The organism is Leptothoe sp. LEGE 181152 (assembly GCF_032906605.1).
Taxonomy (GTDB): domain Bacteria; phylum Cyanobacteriota; class Cyanobacteriia; order Phormidesmidales; family Phormidesmidaceae; genus Leptothoe; species Leptothoe turfae.
In genome coordinates, this window is sequence record NZ_JASATU010000058.1 from 294,948 (window position 1) to 311,941 (window position 16,994).

Annotated in this window: 12 protein-coding genes; 3 read left to right on the plus strand and 9 right to left on the minus strand. The window is 48.4% G+C overall.

Going from position 1 to position 16,994, the window contains the following annotated elements:
• Positions 1 to 92: 92 nt before the first annotated feature.
• On the minus strand, positions 93 to 959 hold the full coding sequence (locus QGP82_RS27000; protein WP_163696367.1) for a spondin domain-containing protein: 867 nt from the start codon (positions 957 to 959) through the stop codon (positions 93 to 95).
• A 367-nt stretch (positions 960 to 1,326) separates the two neighbouring features.
• Here QGP82_RS27000 and fghA point away from each other — a divergent pair, with 367 nt between their 5' ends.
• Positions 1,327 to 2,187, plus strand: coding sequence for an S-formylglutathione hydrolase (gene fghA, locus QGP82_RS27005; RefSeq protein ID WP_006516834.1), 861 nt, complete (start codon positions 1,327 to 1,329; stop codon positions 2,185 to 2,187).
• Here fghA and QGP82_RS27010 read toward each other — a convergent pair whose 3' ends face one another.
• A complete protein-coding gene (locus tag QGP82_RS27010) occupies positions 2,188 to 3,681 on the minus strand; it encodes a CPBP family intramembrane glutamic endopeptidase (RefSeq protein WP_499061569.1) in 1,494 nt (497 codons plus the stop codon).
• Between the two features lie 195 nt (positions 3,682 to 3,876).
• On the opposite strand from QGP82_RS27010, the gene QGP82_RS27015 reads away from it, so the two are divergent.
• The gene (locus QGP82_RS27015) at positions 3,877 to 4,986 is read left to right on the plus strand and encodes a TRAP transporter substrate-binding protein (protein WP_499061570.1); all 1,110 of its coding nucleotides are present in this window, start codon (positions 3,877 to 3,879) and stop codon (positions 4,984 to 4,986) included.
• 26 nt (positions 4,987 to 5,012) lie between these two features.
• Here QGP82_RS27015 and QGP82_RS27020 read toward each other — a convergent pair whose 3' ends face one another.
• The 7 genes from QGP82_RS27020 to QGP82_RS27050 form a co-directional block, all read right to left on the minus strand.
• Positions 5,013 to 6,179 (minus strand): MFS transporter, encoded by a 1,167-nt coding sequence (locus QGP82_RS27020; RefSeq protein WP_163665756.1) that lies wholly within the window; start codon positions 6,177 to 6,179, stop codon positions 5,013 to 5,015.
• 142 nt (positions 6,180 to 6,321) lie between these two features.
• Positions 6,322 to 7,653 (minus strand): TRAP transporter large permease, encoded by a 1,332-nt coding sequence (locus QGP82_RS27025; protein ID WP_499061601.1) that lies wholly within the window; start codon positions 7,651 to 7,653, stop codon positions 6,322 to 6,324.
• Positions 7,643 to 8,215, minus strand: coding sequence for a TRAP transporter small permease subunit (locus QGP82_RS27030; protein WP_499061571.1), 573 nt, complete (start codon positions 8,213 to 8,215; stop codon positions 7,643 to 7,645). The genes QGP82_RS27025 and QGP82_RS27030 overlap by 11 nt, the downstream gene beginning before the upstream one ends.
• Before the next feature lie 132 nt (positions 8,216 to 8,347).
• Complete coding sequence (gene egtD / locus QGP82_RS27035) at positions 8,348 to 9,418, minus strand: L-histidine N(alpha)-methyltransferase (RefSeq protein WP_499061572.1); 1,071 nt, start codon at positions 9,416 to 9,418, stop codon at positions 8,348 to 8,350.
• Between the two features lie 69 nt (positions 9,419 to 9,487).
• The gene (locus QGP82_RS27040) at positions 9,488 to 10,756 is read right to left on the minus strand and encodes an SUMF1/EgtB/PvdO family nonheme iron enzyme (protein WP_499061573.1); all 1,269 of its coding nucleotides are present in this window, start codon (positions 10,754 to 10,756) and stop codon (positions 9,488 to 9,490) included.
• On the minus strand, positions 10,734 to 11,528 hold the full coding sequence (gene egtC, locus QGP82_RS27045) for an ergothioneine biosynthesis protein EgtC (RefSeq protein WP_499061574.1): 795 nt from the start codon (positions 11,526 to 11,528) through the stop codon (positions 10,734 to 10,736). The genes QGP82_RS27040 and egtC overlap by 23 nt, the downstream gene beginning before the upstream one ends.
• A gap of 112 nt (positions 11,529 to 11,640) precedes the next feature.
• Positions 11,641 to 12,021 carry a DUF423 domain-containing protein gene (locus tag QGP82_RS27050; RefSeq protein ID WP_499061575.1) on the minus strand — a complete coding sequence of 127 codons (381 nt, stop codon included), beginning with the start codon at positions 12,019 to 12,021 and terminating at the stop codon, positions 11,641 to 11,643.
• 307 nt (positions 12,022 to 12,328) lie between these two features.
• On the opposite strand from QGP82_RS27050, the gene QGP82_RS27055 reads away from it, so the two are divergent.
• On the plus strand, positions 12,329 to 16,957 hold the full coding sequence (locus tag QGP82_RS27055) for a CHAT domain-containing protein (RefSeq protein ID WP_499061576.1): 4,629 nt from the start codon (positions 12,329 to 12,331) through the stop codon (positions 16,955 to 16,957).
• Positions 16,958 to 16,994 lie beyond the last annotated feature (37 nt).

The following is a 16,994-nucleotide window of genomic DNA, read 5'->3' on the forward strand; positions in this document are numbered from 1 at the left end:
TTATCAGTAAAAGAAAGGGAGAGCATCCGCCCTCCCCAGTTGGCTCAATATCTGTCGTAGGTATTGTGTGCGAGGTATTGTATAGCCTTGTTTTAGGCCGTCTGTTTACGCTTACGATTAGCGGCTACCAAGCCACCAGCAGCGACTAGACCCAAAATAATGCCAGGCTCAGGCACATCCTCCACCTGATTATCTACTAGTTCGACACGGAAACGAGCCACCTGATAACCAGGAGCTGTAAAATCAGCCCCCGTGAAATTCAGCGGTAGACCATTGAGGGCACTGGAGTCTGTTGTGCCAAGAATCGTGCCCACTGTCAGACCAGGGTGCTCAGTCACAACACCATTTTCATCAATACCTGTATCAGGTGCCTGTTGTCCTAAGAAAGCAGTACTGAATGGCAATTCATCATTCACCTCGGTGCCGCCATCCAACACCTCACTACCTAAGACAATAAAGTCAGCCCCTAGGAAGTTGCCAGCATCGTCAAAGATTTCATGGGCCAGAGGATTGCCATTAGCAATGAAAGCATCATTACTAGGAATCACCATGGATGCGTAGCTGAAATACTGATTGGTTGCTGGATCTACATCCAAGGTAAAACTGGTCAGCTCACCAGGCTCTAAAGGCGGTGGGCCATCGCTCAGCAACGTGGCTTGGACACCATCAGGATTATCAGCAGCAAAGGCATCCGTTAGCTGAGACGTATCACCGTCTTCCACTAAAGACTCCAATCCAGTGAAGTCATCCAGAGATTCACCACGGTCGTAAAGATCAAATGTACCATCGTGAAAACCAACCCAGGCCGGAGTCAAAAATCCACCGTTGATCGGAGCAAGATTCTCGATAGTTACTCGGAGCGTGGCGGCAGATGCGGCTGTCGCCATCGTTGTCACAGTTCCCAAAGCCATTGCCGCAGCTAATGCTACGCGGTGGGAACCCAGAGCAAACTTATTCATAACTAGAGTGATAAAACTTCAGTGGAAATACAATCACTTTCCGTACAGATGCTTTTTCCTGCACAACCAGAGACATCCGACACGGAGAAGTAATCCCCCTGACAAGAATTCTTGGTGTAGGGCATAATTTTCAGCTGAAGACGTTTTGAAAAACTACTGAGAAGTGTGTAACGAAAATAAGGAGTTCCTGAGAACCCCCTGAGCAATTAAACACATTACGCCACTCATATAGGGGCATTCCCTTTTGGATGCCTGCCCCTATCAAGGGGTTCTGTAGCACGCAGAATTTCGTAACCCAGGCTGAAAAGAAAATTCTGAATGCGATAGTAATACCAACAGCGATACCAAAAGAAACTGAGAATTTTTCATGGCAAACGAACAAACTGGAACCCTGACATTAATGAGTCAGCATGGTTGCTTTGGGGGCAACGTAAACATTTACAGCCACCCGTCTGAGCAATGTCAATGCACCATGACGTTTGCCGTTTACATCCCCCCTCAGGCAATCACCCAGACGGTGCCGGTGCTCTATTATTTGGCAGGTCTGACCTGCACTGAGCAAAACTTCATCACAAAAGCCGGAGCCCAGCGCTATGCCGCCCAACATGGCTTAATGCTGGTTGCACCAGACACAAGCCCCCGTGGCGACGATGTGCCCGATGAAGAGGGGTGGGATTTTGGTAGCGGTGCTGGCTTTTATGTAGATGCTACTGAAGCACCGTGGGCTAGCAACTATCGCATGTACAGCTACATCACAGAGGAGTTACCAGCCCTCATCCAAACTCACTTCTCAGTCAGTGATAAACAGGGCATATTCGGCCATTCCATGGGCGGACATGGGGCCTTGGTTTGCGGTCTGCGTAATCCAGCAAAGTACCAGTCAATCTCAGCATTGGCCCCGATTGCTAATCCTATGCAATGTGCTTGGGGGCAAAAGGCATTGGGCAAATATTTAGGCGCTGATCAAACTAGCTGGGCTGCCTACGATGCTAGTGAGTTGGTCAAACAACATGCTCAGTCAGACCGGCATATTCTCATTGACCAAGGCCTAGCCGATCCATTTTTGGAACAGCAACAACTAAAACCTGAAGCATTTAAGGCTGCCTGTGAGGCTGTAGGACAACCATTGACCCTAAGAATGCAAACGGGTTACGACCACGGCTATTATTTTATTTCTACCTTTATGGAAGACCACATCAAACATCACGCTGAGGTGTTGTGCGGATAGTTATTGCCCCCCTAGCAAAAATAGCCCGATTAGAGTGGCACTATTCCAAAGACTGTGGATGAGCATCGGGGCGAGTAGGTTTCGCGATCGCGAATATACCCAAGCCAAAATGGTCCCCAACATTGTCAGGGGTAGCACCTCTGACAGACTCAGATGGGCCGAAGCAAAGATAAAACTACTTAGCAAAATTGCTCCCCAGACCGGCATATAGCGCGTCAGAGAAGGCAACAAAAACCCTCGAAAGAGCACCTCTTCAAATAGCGGAGCCGCGACAGCTGCCGTCAGGAAAAACAGCAGGAGCGCAATGCCATCGCTTTCTTGCAATACCGTCTGCAGCAAAGGATTATTGCCCCCTTGCCCCCGCCAAATTTGCTGATTTAAGGCGGAGATTGCAATCATTAAGGGCAGTGCCACCACATAGCCCCCAACGCCCCACAGAGGCCAGCGACCCAATACCTTGATTTGAAACCAGTCCGTAGGTAACGGTCGATAGGTCCAAATGGAACCGGCTAACACGGCAATACCACTCGCAGACATCAGCAGATAAAAGATCATGGAATATAGGGCTCTGCCACGACTGCCCGCCGTTGCAAAACTCAGTCCTGACAACTGCAATAAAAATGGAATCAGCAACTGCCCAACAAAGAAAAAACCAACAATTAGCACCTGCCAAATAATTTCTCCATCCCAAGGCACATCCCAAGGAGAAAGGGGTTTAGCTAGCAGTGAATCACGGCGACGGATCCCCCACTGCACGGCCAAGAAAATGAGTAACCCTATGCCGACAATGCAGCCCAGGACAGGCATCGTGCCTACGGCAGCGAGCTTAACAAGCTTGGATTCAGCCGCTGTTTGTTCTTGCGATCGCAGTTGTGTCAGGTCTACAGACCGATCATCCAGGGTATAGAGCTGTTCCAGCACCCGATATTGAAACCAGCCGTTCAGCTGATTTGTAATGGTGGTTTCAGCCATTGGGGTAATGCTCGGTGGCGTCTGCCATAATCCCAACAAAACACTCGCCATATCTGCCACTGAGCTATCGCCCTCAGACAATGATTGCCAACGCTGGCGAGCGGCGCTGATGTTTTGTTGCTGGGTAGCAATAATCCCAACCTTGAGGTCAATTTCATCAATAAGTTGTTGCTGCTGACGAATAGCCACCTCGTACTTAGCGAGCTGAGGATCTAGAGTATTGTTTTGAGTAGCCAGCTGCTTTTGCGATCGCTCCACACCCGCCACGGCTTCCTTGCGCACCGACTGATATTGCTTGGTCACTGTCTCCAGCGGTTTAGCCCCCAGCAACGCATTACTCAGCTGCTTAAACTCAGCACTTTCTAACTCGTCCCACTCAGACGCCTGCAAGAGTAAATCACTCTGATAAAGCTGTAGCTGCCCCGTTACCTGAGGCTGGGAAAAACTTTCATATAGGGACGAGACCACCACCAGCGCCACCAGCCCCGTCAGAATCGATAAAACAACCCGCTTTAGCGTCATTCGCAAAACCAAGACAGCTTAGGCATTATCGCATTTGGGGGTGGGCAAAGCCCACTCCCCATTCCCCATTCCCTTTATTACCAACTGTTGCCAATCCGCTTAATTCTTTGGACAGAGTGATTTAATAATTTCTGTGCTGCGTGTATCAGTCTATACCCGCTGGCTTGTATCACACTTGTAGGGCTTTACTTCGCTATGAAACGTAGACAGTTAATTGGTTATGGCTTGACTGGCGCGGCGAGCACTGCTGGATTAACCGCCTGCGCTCAATCCACCACGCCAACCGCTGCGGGTGATGGGGAAGCCCTGCCGACGGTGAGATGGAAAATGGCCACCAGCTGGCCAAAGTCGCTGGATACATTGTTTGGGGCTGCTGAGATTGTGTGCGATCGCATCGCTGCCATGACCGATGGTCGCTTCACCATCGAACCCTATGCAGGGGGCGAGATCGTTCCAGGATTGCAAGTCTTAGATGCTGTCCAGGATGGCACCGTGGAATGTGGCCACAGCGCCTCCTATTACTATGTGGGTAAAAGTCCAGCGCTAGCGTTTGGCACCACCGTTCCCTTTGGTCTTAATGCTCAGCAGCAAAATGCTTGGCTGTACCACGGCGGTGGGTTAGAAGCCATGCAAAAACTCTACGCGAAATTTAATACCATCAACTTCCCCGCTGGGAATACCGGTGTTCAAATGGGGGGCTGGTTCAATAAAGAAATCAACACTGCCAATGATCTGAAGGGTCTGAAAATGCGGATTCCCGGTCTTGGTGGCAAGGTGATGGCCAAGCTGGGTGTTAATGTTCAGAACCTGCCTGGTAGCGAAATTTTCCTAGCCCTAGAACGGGGTGCCATTGACGCAGCCGAGTGGGTGGGTCCCTACGATGACGAAAAACTAGGGCTGCAAAAAGCAGCTCAGTTTTACTACTATCCCGGCTGGTGGGAACCCGGCCCGGCCTTTGACATGATGATCAATATGGAGGCATGGACATCTCTGCCACCGGTCTATCAAGAAGTGATCAAAACTGCCTGTGTCGAGTCCAACACCAGTACCCTAGCCAAGTATGACGCCGTCAATGGAGCGGCCCTTCAAAGTTTGCTGGGTGCAGATGTAGAACTGAAACCATTCAGCGATGAAATCCTAGCTGCTGCTGAACAAGCCGCCTTTGAAATCTACGAAGAGAGTGCTAGCGAGGATGCTGACTTCAAGGAAATCTACGATCAGTGGAAAGAATTCCGCGCATCAGTTTATGGTTGGAATCGCCTGAATGAACTAGGGTTTGCAGGATTTGCCAATAAAGACGCCTAAATAAGCCTGCATCCTTAACGGTAACGTTAGGGTTGCTTGGCTAAAACACAGCCTGCTGCTGCTGCAAAACTAATCGCTGCAACTATTAATGAGATCGTCAAATTCAAGGGACCTATGCTGAGCAATACACTGATGGCTAAAGCGCCGCCGCTGAAGTAAAGGCCTGTGCCAAGGCCTGCTTTGGTGGGTGGCACCATTGAGAGGGCATAGGGCAGGGTGCCATTGGCGACGAGACTGAAGAAAATACCGATCGCGATCGCAACTAAAACCGCCACACCTGCCGTGCCCATAATCGTCGCCACACCTGCCATCACAATCAGACCCCCCAAACCCGATATCATCGCCACACGATTACCCACCTTCGTCGCCAGTTGCCCACAGGGCAATGCGCTCAAGGCCACCGTGACAAATAAGGCCACCATGATCAATTTTGGCTGACTAAAACCAGTTCTCGATACTGCCTGGGGAAAACTACCCAGTAAAAGCCTGAAGCCAAGAGCCACCGACGCCCCAGTCCCAAAGATCCAAGGTAAATTAGCCCATTGCATTTGGGCATTGGCCCCAGCAGATGATGGAGAGGTGGAAATCACTTGATTAGGGTCAACCTGCCGTAGCACTAACGCGGCTAAAAGCAAAACCGCCGTACCAATGGAAAATGCGACCAAAGGCCCTAGACCCAAAATAAAGTCACTGGCAACAGGAGCCATGGCTCCCGTGACACCACCCACCATGGTCAAGACACTAGCAGCCTGGGGTAAATCCACATCAAAGGCATAGCGTCCGAGAAGGGATAGCGCCGGACTCCGGAAAATCGTCATGGCTAACGCCCAAGCCACCAAAGCAATCGGCAACAGGGCCTTCAAGGATATACCACCGACCAATACCACTAACGGAATGCCTAGAAAGCAAAGGGCAGACACAATCATACCGAAAGCAATCTGAGGAAAACGACTCCCTACCCAGTGCTGTCGCTGATCTGAAAACGTTCCCATCAGCGGCTCCATCACCGCCCCCATGGCATTTTCAATCACCAGCAGCAGTGTGGCTAAACTGGCCGAAAATCCTAAAGTCAGCAACAAATCATCCAAATAGAGATTGTAAATAACCCAAGTCAGGGAAATCGCCCCCTGAACGGCTGCCAGCCCTAACACCTGTAGCCAAAGAACTCGCCGACCAACCACCGAATTACCCATGGGAACCCACTAAATCACAATACTGGCTATCTATTAGTCATACTGCGGGTGCAGTCACCAACACGCATAGTTTTAGATGTTCTCAACATTAACAACATTGACTATCATCAAGGCATTACATGTAACGCCCCGACAACAGGATCTAGCTACTAATCGACGGCAACCAGTTCACCAAACCTGGAAAGGCAATAATCGAGACCAGGACTAGTAATTGCAGCGCAATGAAAGGAATAACCCCTCGATAGAGATTACCTGTAGAAACATCTTTGGGAGCCACACCCCGTAAATAAAACAAGGCAAATCCAAACGGTGGTGTCAAAAAGGAGGTTTGCATATTGGCCCCAATGATGACGCCGTACCACACCAGATCCATCCCCAACTGCTGAGCCACTGGCGCAAATAGGGGAATCACAATAAAGGCAATTTCAAAGAAATCGATAAAGAATCCGAGGATAAAGACTGTCAGCATGCTGACAATCAAAAAGCCAACATCGCCCCCTGGCAAATTGGTCAGCACATCAAAAATAAAGCTATCCCCACGCAACCCGCGAAATACCAGACTAAATGCTGTGGAGCCTAGGAGAATAAAAATCACCATGGTGGTGGTTCGCAGGGTGCTGTCACACACTTCCTGCAAACTCCTAATGGTCAGCTGTCGGTTAAAGGCAGCTAATACCATCGCGCCTACAGCTCCCAGGGCACCCGCTTCTGTCGGTGTGGCAATGCCAAAGAAAATGCTGCCTAACACTAGCAAAATCAACACGAGTGGCGGCACCATCACCTTCAAGACTTTGAGGAACAAGGCCTGACCGCGAATCTTTAATAGCTCCGATGGCAGCGCCGGTAGCAAATCTGGTCGAACGAAGGCCATGATGACCACGTGTACTACAAAGACTCCAGCCATTAGCAAACCAGGAATAAATGACCCTAGAAATAGGTCACCCACGGATACGCCTAGCTGATCGGCCAATACCACCAGGACAATACTCGGTGGAATAATCTGGCCCAGAGTACCTGATGCAGCAATCACCCCAGTGGCAACATCTTTGTTGTAGCCATAGCGCAGCATTGTCGGCAGGGAAATCAGCCCCATGGTCACCACAGTTGCTGCCACTACCCCCGTCGTTGCCGCTAACAGTGCACCGACCACAACAACTGCGATCGCTAATCCACCCCGCAGTCGACCAAACAGGCTGCCCATGGTTTCCAACAGGTTTTCCGCAATGCCTGACTTTTCTAGCATTGCCCCCATAAAAATGAAATAGGGAATAGCCAACAAGGTGAAGTTATTCATGATGCCGAAGATTCGCTGCGGCATCGCCGTTAAAAAGATGGGATCAAATACACCAAAGGCAATCCCAATTAGACCAAACAAGATGGCCACCCCACCCAAGGAAAACGCCACAGGGTAACCTAAGGACAGCAGCACCAAGGCCCCAGCAAACATCAGTGGCCCCAACCAATCAACTAACATCATCCGTCTCCCCATCTAATGTCTTTGGGGCCTCGTCTGCGGGTAGATATCCTGAAAAAATTGCCCAGTTTTTAATGGCTTCTGAGATGCCCTGTAGTATCAACAGCCCAAAGCTAACCAAGATCATCGTCTTGATTGGGAACCGTAAGAGCCCACCAGGGTCCGGAGAGTTCTCCCACACTGCCCAAGACTTCAGCACGGCTCCCCAAGAGAAGTAGATCACCAGTGCAGAAAACGGAATAAGAAAGAACACCGTCCCAATGAAATCAGCCAACGCTTTGCGGCGACGGGACCAGCGATCATAAAACACATCCACTCGCACATGGCCCCCCTTTTGTAGGGTGTAGGCAGCCCCAAGCAAAAAGACAATATCAAATAGATACCATTGAGTTTCGATCAGAGCATTGGAGCTTAAATTTTGACCGACCACATTACCTAAATAGCGGCCAATGACATTCCATGTGCCAACCCCAATCATGGCCAGCACTAACCAATAGGCGAACTTGCCGATTTGACAGGTAAATGCGTCAATCTTGCGAGCAACGGAGAGTAGTGATTGCAAAACATCGTGTCAATTTTCTACCGAGGTATTTTATCTCGTTGAGAGATTAAATCGGTTGCGATCGCACAATTTGCAATGTTTTAAATGTTTTGTTAGAGGGCAGCAATGCTTACCCCCAATAAAATCTCCCCCTCAACCCTTTTGAGCCAAAATCAAACCAAACCACTGCCGTTCATCGGTAAAGGTTTGCAATACTTTTAACCCATGATTAGCCAGCTGAGCACCCATCTGAACCACATCAAACTTGCGAGAAATCTCACTTAACAGTCGCTCTCCCTCAGCAAATTTCACCGTCAAATCTAGATCTTGGAGCGTCACCGTCTGCTCTTGCTTACTCACCAAATACATCTCTATCTGATGTTTTTGCGAGTTATACATCGCTTGATGATAGAAATTATCAAGGCAAAAATCTCCTCGATAGCGATGGTTGAGATGCTGCAACATATTGAGATTGAACATGGCCGTTATCCCTTGAGCATCGTTATAAGCCGCCTCAACAGTGCCAATATCCTTTTGCAAATCTAAGCCCAGCAAAAAGAATTGTCCTGGCTCCAGGGCCCCACTTACCAACTGCAAGAATTGTTCACAGTCATTAGGAGACAAATTACCCAGGGTACTACCAATAAACATCACCATTCGGGTAGCCAAGTTGGCAGCTGGCAAAGCATTGAGGGCAGGTTCGTAGGTACCGATCATCCCGTGAATCCTGAGTTCAGGATAATCATATAGTAGTTGATCAGAACTATCTTTCAACATGCTGCCACTGACATCGACAGGGATATAGCGTAACGGCAAATTAGCAGCCCGATAGGCATCTAAAAGAATGCGTGTTTTTGTCGCACTACCGCTGCCCAGCTCCACCAGCTCGCAAGGGCCAGTCAGCTGAGTAATGGCATGGGCATAGCGATAAAAAATAGCCGATTCAGTGCGGGTGGGATAGTACTCTGGGAGCGTACAAATTTTCTCAAATAGCTCTGATCCTAAGTGATCATAAAAATATTTTGGTGGCAAAGATTTTGGTATTTGGGTTAATCCTTCAATCACATCCTGCCCATCCATTACCCTGACCTCAGGCTCATTACTGAGCAGAGTTTGGATCTGAAGGCGAGCTGGATCGATAACGTTGCGATCTGCCAAGTTAGCATTGGTGCGTTGGCCATGCTTCTCCATCGGAGAATCGCAATCAGCTGTGGAAAAAGTCATAGAAAACCGTAATAACCAGGGCCAGTGTAGCGTGGGACTGTATTTTTCGTGGGAAGATTGCAAACTTCTCTAGCGCACACAGCGAAAGCCCATAAATAGCTCTCTCACATAGGGCTCGTACCAGTTGCGAAAGCTGGACCGTAGCCCCCAAGGACGAGTCGCCCAGCTGCCCCCTCGGAGCACTCGATGGCCATCATCAAAGTAAACTGCTGAATAGCCTTGATAAGGATAGGCTTCAAATCCTGGATAGGGACGAAACCAACTATGGGTCCATTCCCACACATTCCCCAAAAGATCATAACAACCGTAATCGCTAACGGCTTGATCAGATCTCCCAACAGGGCTGGTGCAGCCCAAGTGATGATTGCAATTAATTTGATCGGTTGTTAGCAATGTTTGCAGCTTGGGCGTTAATCCCTGCGCTGCCAAGGCCCACTCTGCCTCAGTCGGCAAGCGCTTACCTACAAAGCGGGCATAGGCAGTTGCCTCATACCAGTTCACACCAGAGACTGGATGGTGTCTAAATGCGGTTACATCTTGGGCAGGCCAATACAGGGGCTGGTTCACCTGGGCCGTCTGTAACCAACACCAGCCCGTATCACACCACCATTGCCGCTCCTGATATCCACCAGCATCCATAAAACGCTGATACTGTTCACAGGTGACTGGTGTGCGGTCAATGGAGTAAGCTGCTACATCCACCCAATGGGCTGGTCGCTCATTATCAATGGCCACATCACCATCCAGACCATCACGGTCAGCTACTAAGCCCAGACAAACCTCTCCAGCAGGGATATGGACCATACCTGTAGGAGTCTCATGTATGGGCCCAGCAACAGGATTTCTTAGAGGCGTGACCTGACCCTGATTTTGATGTAGAGCCATCACCAGGGACATGGTTTCACTGTGCTGACATTCGTGTTGAATCAGCCAATGCCATAGACGTGCCTGCTCGACCACAGGGGCAGTGCTCAAATACGCCAATGTCCGCCGTCGCACATCTGCCAAGAAAATTAGTAGCTCGTCCAAACTAGGTAACATCTGGCGTTGAGACTTAGGCAGTCCATCGGCAGCAAACAGCGTTCGATAACTGGGGAACGGACATGGTTGCCCAGCTAAATGCTCCAAAATCCATAGAGACTCAGTAAATGCAATATGTCCCAAGTGCCAACCCACAGGGCTAAAGTCAGGATGTGCCTGCTGTTGCAATACAGTCTGACTAATGCCATCCACTAGGGCTAACGTGCCATTGCGACAGGTTTGGAGAGTGGTTTGAAAGTAGGTGCGAAGTTTTGACGCATCAGTAGATCCAGTGTCAGGTAGCGAGAGAAAAACCATGAATTTGGGGTTGAAGATCGTTAGCAGCAACAGTCAAACTATGGGCCTGAGCAATGGGTTCCCAATCACCTGAAAATAAAGGTTCGGAAGCCAGAATAATGCTCTCTGGCTGACGCAATAGATAAAATGATGGGGCCTTGGCTTGATTATCAAAACGAGCTGCAACAAGTTGTTGACCATCGCTCAGAACGATCACACCCGAGACTCGGACGTCGTATTCATTGGCCAAGGATTGAATTATGTCAATGGCCTGTTCCAAAGCTCCCAATAACGCCAACTGGGGATCCAGCTCTAGCAGGTGGGTAATCAGGGCAAAAATATGTTCAGAGTCTGTCAGACCATAGATATTTTGATAAGCGACATCGCCAATTAGATCACGCATGGGGCGATACAGTGTCTGTCGAAATTTATCGATATAGCCGTTGTGAACAAATAAGAGCTGGCCGTGGCGAAACGGCTGACAGTTACTAAAGTCGAGGGGCAAGCCTGGTGTGGCACTGCGAATATTGGAAACGAATGACTGCGCCTGAATGTAACGACACAGGTGAGGCAGGTTAGCGTCATTCCAAATGGGTAGCACATTGCGATAGATAAAGGGCTCAGCCGCAATGTCATCGGGATGATGCCAGCCAACACCAAACCCATCTGCGTTGAGCAAGGCCACTTCTAACTCTTTTGGCTGATAGCTTTGAACCATTAAGGAATGCTCAGGTTTGAGGATGAGCTCTTCAAGGAGGATGGGCTTTCCTAAATAGGCAAGTAAACGACACATAGTACTAGTGAACAGAAAAAGCTGAGTTCAAGATTTTTTGCCTTGAGCTTTAGCTTATCGGTAAGGGCAATCAAACCTATTGCTAAAAATGCAAAACTCATCCCCTAGCTCTTTAGTTTGTCAGAGAGAATGCAGCTGTGGCTAAAAATGCCCAACCAATAATGAGGGCAAAACCACCAATGGGGGCCACAGCACCCAGAACTTTGATGCCTGATAGACTCAAGCCATAGAGACTGCCTGAGAAAATCACAATGCCGATGATGAATGCCCAACTGGCGTAGCTGAGCCAGCTATTCTTCGGAAATTGTAACCACAGAAGTCCCACCAACAGCAACGCCAGGGAATGATACATCTGGTAGCGTGTGCCTATCTCAAATGTCGCCAGGGATTTTTCTGTCAGCTGGGCTTTGAGTGCATGGGCCCCAAAGGCACCGCCTGCTACAGATAAGCCTCCTAAAATAGATGCGATCGCAATACACAGCCGAGCAGTCATAGTGTGGTCAACAAACGAACCTCTCCAGAGTAAACAATGCCCGTCGTTCTGTCTTAGAGGTTGCTGATTAAATTGACATCAATTGATTGCCTTCAGAAAAACTTAATGCAAATTTGGTTAGTTTTACGTAGGAAGTAAGACCTGACTTACGAGTCTTATAGTTGAAAAGAGACCAAAGAGACCGCTCTATTTCTTTGAAGCCCGAACATTAATTTTCTTGGTTTATCGGTGACGATGACACCCCTCAATCATCGTCACAACTCTCGTTTGACTCCTGAATCGCCGAGATTTAGGCTGACCTTGATCTATGGAAGTCTTGACTAAAGTAACCGCCGCTTTTGCGCTAATCCCCGTCGTTGGCAGTGGAATTATTATCTCAACGCCCTTTCCACTACAAGCACAAACAATTGTGCCCACAAGCAACGCAACCCAAGCCACTGTTTCCGAACCAGGCATTATTGATATTAGTGGTGGCAATCAAGCAGGAAGCAATCTCTTCCATAGCTTTGAGCAATTCAACCTGGACCAGCACCAAACGGCAAACTTCCTGACCACCTCAAACACCCATACAGTCATCGGACAAGTCATCGGTGGCACTGCCTCCAATATTGATGGATTGCTGCAAGTAACCGGTAGTAATGCGGATCTGTACCTAGTGAACCCTGCTGGGCTGCTCTTTGGCCCCAATGCTCGTCTTGACCTTGGAGGTTCATTCACAGCTACAACCGCCACCCACCTTGGTACTGACGATCAATGGTTCGAGATCATGGGCGATCCGGACTACAGCACCTTGGTGACTCCCCCCAGCCATTTTGGCTTTAGTTACCCAAGTACCATCATCAACCAAGGCCAGCTCACTGTGCGTGAGGGACATAGCCTCAGACTGTTAGCCTCTCAAGTAACAAATACTGGCACGTTAAGTGCCCCTGATGGCGAAATCACCCTCTTGGCTACAGAACCGGGTCAGTCCATTCGACTGGCACAAATGGGCGGCCTATTAAGCTTAGAGATCTCCACCGAGCCTGACATCTCAGAGACTCTACCAGCCTTGATCACTGGTGGTGACTTCAACCACAGCAATGAGTTGGTCATTGGCAATGATGGTACAGCTACTCTCATACATCGTGATATTGCCAACAACATTCCAACTCCCTTTAGTCTCCAGAATGCTGGCAACATCTCTACCCAAGGCATCACAGGTGGTGAAATCAATCTTTTAGGAAACACTATTCAGGTACTTGAGAGTACCTTGAATGCTTCTGGTCACACCAGCGGAGGCTCGATTCGTATTGGAGGAGACTATCAAGGGCAAGGAAATTTACCCCATGCCTCTCAAACAGAAATTACGGCAACCACTAGCCTAGTTGCCGATGCCACCCAGGGGCATGGGGGCCAAGTAATTGTTTGGTCAGATGGCACAACAGTCTTTGATGGTAGCATTTCAGCTCAATCTGCAACGGGTCATGGCGGTCTGGTAGAAACCTCTGGACTGCATCAACTCACCATCGGAGACAATGCCAATGTCACAACCACTGCTCCTTACGGAGACGCAGGCATATGGCTCATCGACCCCATCGATCTCACAGTCATCGAAACAGGTGGTACTGGAGGCATTGTGGCAGGCACTAACGATGTCATTAACAGCTCCATTAATGCGTCTACAATCGTCAGTTCATTAAATAGCACTAATGTCACTTTACAAGCCAGTAATTCCATTACTCTTGATGCAGCTATTAATGCTAGTGGCAACAGTTCTAGCAGAGATTTATTTATTGATACAAACACCTTAAATCTCAATGGGAAAATTACTCTTAAGGGCATTGGAGAACTATCGGGTTCGGCCAATACAGTGAATGTAGGCGCTAACGGCAGTATTCAAAATGCTGTGGATGCTGTCGCTTACGGTGGCACGGTAAATCTAGCGGCCACCACCTATCGTGAGCCTCACACCATCACCCTTAACCACTCCCTTAATCTTGTCGGGCAAGGTCAAGCCAGCACTTTTATCAGTGGTGATGTTGACAATAACGGGATTGGAGATCAACGAGTCTTTGATATCACCAGCAATGGAGACAATATCAATATTAATAATCTCACCATACAGGATGGCTCTAGTACGTCAGATGGTGCTGGTCTCAGGACATCTGGCAACAACGTTGCAATTAGTCATGTAACGTTTACCAACAATGAGGTCACAAGTAGTTCACAAGATGGTGGAGCCATTCAAAATAGAGGCTCGCTTATCCTGTCTAACACGATTTTCGACAATAATCGTAGTGCCTCTGATGGTGGAGCGATTGATATTGCTCAAGGTTCAGTTACAGTGGTTGATAGCACCTTTAATAACAACCAAGCTGGAGAACATGCTGGGGCCATCGATGTTGATCCCAATGGCATAGTTAGCATCTCCAATACAGATTTTTCTGACAACAGAGCAGGAACCAACGGTGGCGCAATTTTTAGTGAAGGTGCATTGAGCATCGACACGGCCTACTTTACTGAAAACCGTGCTAGCGATGCTGGTGGAGCCATCTTCTTAGACGATGATGGAGAGATTAGGGCCAGCCACTTCATGAATAATATGGCTGAAAGAGGTGGCGGGCTTTATAACCAAGGTGAACTCACCTTAGTGAACAGCACTGTTGCCAACAATCAGGCAACAGGAATAGGCACCTATGATGGCGGCGGCGGAATCTTAAATACTGCTGGAGGAGAGATCACGATTGATGCGACACTGATCAGTAATAATCTATCGGCTAAGAGTGGTGGCGGCATTCTCAATCTGGCTACTGATAGTGAAACTGAAATTGCGATCGCAAACAGCGCCATTGTTGGCAACCAAGCAGCTACCCTTGGAGGCGGCATTGAAATTGCTAGCGACTTCGGATTTTCGAACCTGTCACAGGTAACCATTACCAACAGCACTATCTCCGGTAATCAAGCTATCGTGGGCGGCGGACTCCGTACCGTTGGCCCCACAACACTCACAAACGTCACGGTAGCAGCCAATATCGCCACAACCTCTGGAGGTGGCATATCCGAAAACCTCACAACTTTATCTACTCCAGAGCTAATTAACACCATTGTGGCCAACAACCTTGCCCCAACTAATCCTGACATAGAGGGAGAGTTTAGCGATCTGGGAAACAACCTGATTGGCATCGATCAAGGCAGCACAGGTTTTATCTTTAGTAATCTGGTAGGCACAATCAATACTCCACTACAGCCAAGATTGACACCCCTTAACAACACTTTGGGCAATCTCCCATCACATCAGTTGCACAATGATAGCCCAGCCGCTAATACTGGCCATAATTCAGCAGCCACCATGGGCGATCAACACGGAAACCCTAGAATTATCGGTGGTATCATCGACATCGGTGCTGTCGAGAGCAATATTGTTAATGCAGTTTCTCCCCTACTAACAGAAACTGAAGGTCTTGAAACAAATGGATCTCAACCTCAAAATTCATCACGACCTATCTCAGGCAAGCCTCAGCCTTCCCCTGTTTTAGAACAGCTCCAGCCTCCTCATACACCCGCCGTACAATCAATTCGATTTAGCAATAGGGAAGCATTAATTCAAGCAGAAAAGCCGTTCCGCCGTCCCCTAAACCCACGTATAAGGCCAACCCATACAACAACTACAAACGGTCGTTTACAGTACTTTGACGAATCAGCTTTTCAGCACTTAGAAGATGCCTTGAGTAACGACTATGTAAATTATTGGCAATTGCCTCAAACTCAACCCGTCACCTTACAGTCAGTACAAAACATCCTAAATCAAGCTAATCACGACTATAAAAGTAAATCAGCAGTTATTTATGCTGTCTTTGTGCCTCCAGCCTCTAACACTGAGGCCGGTCTCGACAGATTTACATTACCTCGGACTCAGCAAAATGCCAGCCCAGAGGATCAACTACTGTTAATTTTGGTATCCGCTACTGGAGAACCCGTCCAACAATTGGTCGATGTGTCACGGGCTGAGCTAACTCAACAGGCAAAGCTATTTCGACTGGCTGTTTCAGACCCTGAAGACCCACTTAGCTATAAAGCCTTAGCTCGCCAAATGTATGACTGGTTATTAGCACCGCTCACACAAGACTTGGAGGCAAAGCAAATTGATCATGTGATGTATTCTCTGGACCAAGGACTGAGAACCATTCCCCTAGCGGCAATGATGCAAGAGGACACCTTCATCATTGAAGAATATGGAGTATCTCTCATTCCTAGCATGGGGTTAATACAGCACCAGTTTGACAACACTATTTCTGTTCCTCGCTCACTCGTTGCTGGTGCGAACCAATTCGAGGCTCTCGATACTCTACCAGCCGTTCCCCTTGAACTCGATGTTGTTGCCCAAAGCCTCCAAACCAGAGAAATTCTTCTTAATGAAACGTTTACACTCGACAACTTTCTAAAGCTAAAAACATCACAACAACCAGAGTTATTACATTTAGCCACCCATGCTGAATTCAATGCAGGCAACTTAGAGCAGTCATTCATTCAATTTTGGGATACGCCACTTAACTTTCATCAAATGAAAACGCTAAGTTGGCCAGATTTAGAGCTCTTAATCCTGAGTGCTTGTGGGACAGCTTTAAGCAGCCCTGAAGCAGAACTAGGCTTTATCGGGCTAGCAGCAGCAGCAGGTATTGAAACCTCCATTGGGAGTCTATGGAATGTTTCGGACATAGGGACCCTGGCATTAATGACAGAGTTTTATCACCAATTACCCCATACAACGCTCCGTCACCATTCTCTACAAAGAGCACAAATCTCTTTGATTACTGGGGCGGCCCATATCAATAACAATATACTATACACATCTCAGGGAGATATAACCCTGCCCGTTGAGTTAAGGCTACCCACAACAGAGTTTTCGCATCCGTTCTACTGGGCAGGGTTCACGATGGTAGGCAATCCCTGGTACTAGTGTTGACACACAGACACATCCTTCAGTACAAACACGT